Genomic DNA, 3627 nt, shown 5'->3' with positions numbered 1-3627 from the left:
CTTAGAATGAAACAAAAAGCCGTTTCAAAAGAGCTTCTCATGATGGGACCTGACTGCGGTACAGCGATTATCAATGGGGTGCCATTGGCCTTTGCAAATGTGGTAAAACGGGGACCGATTGGTGTGGTTGGCGCATCTGGAACAGGGACTCAAGAAGTTACTTCTTTAATAGATCAGCTGGGTTCAGGCTGTTCTCAGGTCATCGGAACAGGTGGTAGAGACCTAAAATCTGAGATTGGTGGGCTCATGATGCTTCAAAGTATAGATGCATTGATAGAAGACCCTGAAACCAAAGTTATTGTTTTAATCTCCAAACCGCCAGCGCCTGAAGTGGCTGAAAAGATCCTTCAGAAGGTCAAGTTAACCTCTAAGCCCGTTGTGGTGGATTTTATAGGTGGCGATCAAGAAATGATTAAAAAAGCTGGCGCTTATGCTTGTCTGACCTTGGAAGATACAGCACGTAAGGCAGTGGCACTTGCAAAAGGTGAGACGCCGGTTGACTTTGTAGGTTTTACCCAAGATGAAACTGAAATCGATCTCTTGGTTTCAAAATGTCTAGAGGGGATTAAACCAAGTCAAACCAATTTAAGAGCATTGTACACTGGGGGTACACTTGCAGATGAAGCCATGAAGCTCCTTGGCAATACCTTTGGCGGCATTTATTCCAACATCCCTCTTTCGCCTGAATACGAACTCAAGGACCTTAAAAATCTTAAAGGGCATGTGTGTTTAGACCTTGGAGAAGACCAGTTTACAGTGGGAAGACCACATCCTATGATTGATCCATCCACACGTTCAGATCGTTTTAAATCCGATATAGACCCATCTGTGGCAGTAATCTTAATGGATGTTGTCTTGGGTTATGGCTCACATGAAAACCCAGCACTCGAAGCCGCCCTGTCGGTTAAGGCTGCAAGAGAGGCTTACGATGAAAAATTTGTGGTGGTTGCATCCATCACAGGAACTGAGGGTGACCCTCAAAGCCTGACCGCGTCAAGAGAGACACTTGAAAGGGAAGGGATTATCGTTCTACCATCGAATGCACAGGCTGTTAGATTTGTTCATAAGCTCTTGAAAGCGTTAGGAGGTAAATCGTATGCATAAGATCAACCAACTATTTCAAAAGGATTTAAAAGTCATCAACATGGGACTTGAATCTTTTTATAAAGACTTAAAAGCACAAGAAGTTTCTGTAATCCAAATGAACTGGCGACCACGTGCAGGCGGAAATCCAAAAATGATTAGTCTGCTCAATCGCTTAAAAACGAATAAGTAAAGGAGATGATGAAGTGCAAGAGTTGATCCAAAAAGCCAATCAACAAGCTATGGAAAATCTTCAAAAAGCACAACCAACACTTATGGGAATAGGCGTTGCACTGAAAGATATTCCAAACATGGACAAGAAAACAATCCTGCATGCAGGACCCCCAATTAAATGGGAAAACATGAGTGGCCCATTAAAGGGTGCTGTTATAGGCGGTCTTATTTATGAAGGCCTCGCAAAAGATGAAACAGAAGCGGCAAAACTCGCTGCATCAGGTGAAATAAAATTTGATTCATGTCACCATCACCAGACAGTTGGTCCAATGGCAGGTGTGGTAACAGCATCAATGCCTGTTTGGATTATCCAAAACAAAGCCTTTGGCAATTATGCTTATTGTACATTAAACGAAGGTCTTGGAAAGGTCTTAAGATATGGAGCCTTTAGTGAAGAAGTTATCACAAGACTTAAGTGGATGGAAGAAACGCTAGCGCCTGTACTCAAAGCTGCAATGGCTTTAAGAGGTGAGATAGATTTAAAATCTATGATCGCTCAAGTGGTTCAAATGGGTGATGAAGGTCATAATAGAAACAAGGCTGGTACCTCACTTTTCATTCGTGAAATTGCGCCTTATGTGGTCCTCACGGACTTCTCCAATGAGGCAAAAGCGGAAGTACTCAAGTTCATGCATTCAAACGATCATTTCTTCTTGAACTTGACCATGCCTGCTGCAAAATCAACGATGGACCCAGTTGGCAATATCCCGCATTCCACTGTAATTTACACCATGGCAAGAAATGGTACAGAATTTGGTATCAGGGTTTCGGGACTGGGTGATCGCTGGTTCACTGCACCTGCAGAAATCATCGACGGTCTATTCTTCCCGGGTTATACAAAAGAGGATGCGAATCCAGATATCGGCGACTCTGTTATCACTGAAACAAGTGGTATTGGCGGTTTCGCCATGGCAACAGCACCTGCCATTGTACAATTCGTCGGGGGAACACCACAGGATGCCATCAATTTCACAACAAGCATGTATGAAATTACGGAACAAGAGAACGATGCCTACAAGATGCCAACCATGAATTTCAGGGGCACACCAACAGGCATAGAACTTCAAAAGGTAATTGAAACTCAGATTTTGCCAATTATTAATACTGGTATTGCACACAAAGACCCAGGCGTTGGTCAAGTAGGCGCAGGTCTTGTTAGACCGCCTATGAAATGTTTTGAAGACGCACTTGAAGCCTTTGTTGAGCAAATGGCTAAAGAAGGTTTAATTGAATAGTCAAATATAAAAAAGGGTATATAGCATTTGTATGATGCATGATCCCAAAATTTAAGGAGGATTATTATGAATTTCTGGAACAAAGTAAAAATGTATGATTTAACACAAAATACGAGTCATTTAACACCACCTTGGCCAACTTATGAGCCACTACAAGTTAAATTCTTTAAAAGATTATCACCTAATGGTGCAAACGGACAGTTGATTACAACTTCAAACCATATCGGTACACACTTAGATGGTCCTTTACATTTTGATACAGCTGGTAGAGACATCGCATCACTTGAACTTGAAAAATTATGTGGTCCTGGTGTGATCGTAGATTTATCAGACATCGCTGAGGATTTTAGTATCTATACACCTCAAGACATTATGGATAGAGTAGAAGTTAAAAAAGGCGACATCCTTATTATCAATACTGGCTACCATAAATATGGTTGGGATCAACCAGAGGCGGATGAAAGAAGATATATGTTAAGACATCCTGGTCCATCGATGGACTTCCCTGACTGGGTTAAGAAAATGGAAATCAAGTGGATTGGCGTTGACTGTGGTTCTGCTGACCATCCTATGAACACTAAAATTAGAGATTGGGAACCAGGCGAAGCCAAAGCGTGTGATGCCTATATGCAGAAAAAATACGGCAAATCATTAGATGAAATCTACGAGTGGCCACAAACTTACCAAGCGATGCACATTCATGTATTCCCTAAACCAGAAGAAGTTATCCATGCTGAAAACTTAGGTGGACAAATTGACGAAGTATTGAACAAGAGATGCATTATTGGCTGTTTCCCTTGGAAATTCCAGGGCGGTGAATCTGCATTCTGTAGAATCGTTGCATTTGACGAACAAGAATAAAATCATAGGCTCACCCAGTGACACCCCAGTGTGAAACTTGGGTGAGCCTTTTGCATATGAAAAAACGAAATTGAACTAGAGATAAAATACGGAAGATAAAAATAAAGAAGCGATATCATTAGAAAAATTTCAAGTATATTTGGAGGTATGCTTATGGGACCACTTGAGGGATTAAAAATATTAGATTTAACGAGAGTGCTCGCTGGACCTTATT

The 3627-nt window shown here is 41.5% G+C and carries 4 protein-coding genes; all 4 read left to right on the top strand.

From position 1 onward, the window contains the following. Positions 1-1104: AllF/FdrA family protein (locus tag AC220I_RS19900; protein WP_486725611.1), on the top strand; the 1104-nt coding region annotated here is incomplete at its 5' end. Next, entirely contained in the window at positions 1097-1276 is a 180-nt protein-coding gene (locus AC220I_RS19895; RefSeq protein ID WP_486725610.1) for a fdrA domain protein, read from the top strand. The genes AC220I_RS19900 and AC220I_RS19895, both read left to right, overlap by 8 nt. Before the next feature lie 13 nt (positions 1277-1289). After that, a complete protein-coding gene (locus tag AC220I_RS19890) occupies positions 1290-2552 on the top strand; it encodes a YlbE family protein (RefSeq protein ID WP_486725609.1) in 1263 nt (420 codons plus the stop codon). Positions 2553-2618: 66 nt separating this feature from the next. Continuing rightward, positions 2619-3413, top strand: a complete 795-nt coding sequence (locus AC220I_RS19885) for a cyclase family protein (protein ID WP_486725608.1) — start codon at positions 2619-2621, stop codon at positions 3411-3413. Positions 3414-3627 lie beyond the last annotated feature (214 nt).

The sequence above is a fragment of the Fusibacter sp. genome (genome assembly GCF_057447755.1).
Note: the sequence above shows the minus strand (reverse complement) of the source record. Positions and strands in the feature narration are given on the sequence as shown.

Excerpts from the sequence above, each read along its gene's own strand:
- AC220I_RS19885 (WP_486725608.1), top strand. The coding sequence starts at position 2,619 with ATGAATTTCTGGAACAAAGTAAAAATGTATGATTTAACACAAAATACG.
- AC220I_RS19895 (WP_486725610.1), top strand. The coding sequence starts at position 1,097 with ATGCATAAGATCAACCAACTATTTCAAAAGGATTTAAAAGTCATCAAC.